Consider the following 509-nt stretch of genomic DNA (forward strand, 5'->3'; position numbering starts at 1 on the left):
TTAAATCCATCATAGCAGTACCATCAGTCATTGATGCTGTTAGTTCTCCTATTGGTACGCCTCTATCATCATTTAGTCCTCTTCGAACTGTATGGTCAAATCCTACATAATCCGTACTCATCATTGTATCTTCATAAATACTACCTTCGGGAGGTGTGATTAATTCTTTAAACAAATGCTCTTGATCTCCAGCATCTGATTCTAATTGCAAACCTGCATAGTCTTCTTTATAAAGATCATTTAAAGATTTAAATTGATCAGATATGTCATCTGGATTGTCAGACACTAATAATAAATGCTTTTTACTGTCTATCATAATATCTTGTTTATTATGGTAATAAGATGCTAATAATATGTCATCAGTATGCTGTTTGTTTCTTTGCTTAAGTCCGAAGTTACCTTTTGTAGGTTGGTTTTCATCATCTAATCCTTCAACTGGATTGTCTGTCTTACTCATTAGTTGGTTTTGTTCTGAAGCTAATAAAGGTTTGCTAACCTCTACAAAGTAA

The 509-nt window shown here is 33.2% G+C and carries 1 protein-coding gene; it reads right to left on the reverse strand.

The genetic code is table 11. The annotated features are described in order from the left end of the window. Window positions 1-509 (reverse strand): hypothetical protein (locus ACF91D_RS31690; RefSeq protein WP_392438688.1); only part of this gene is annotated, 509 nt, incomplete at both ends.

The sequence above is a fragment of the Staphylococcus sp. 231237_7MaSpsaltlick genome, from assembly GCF_043107035.1.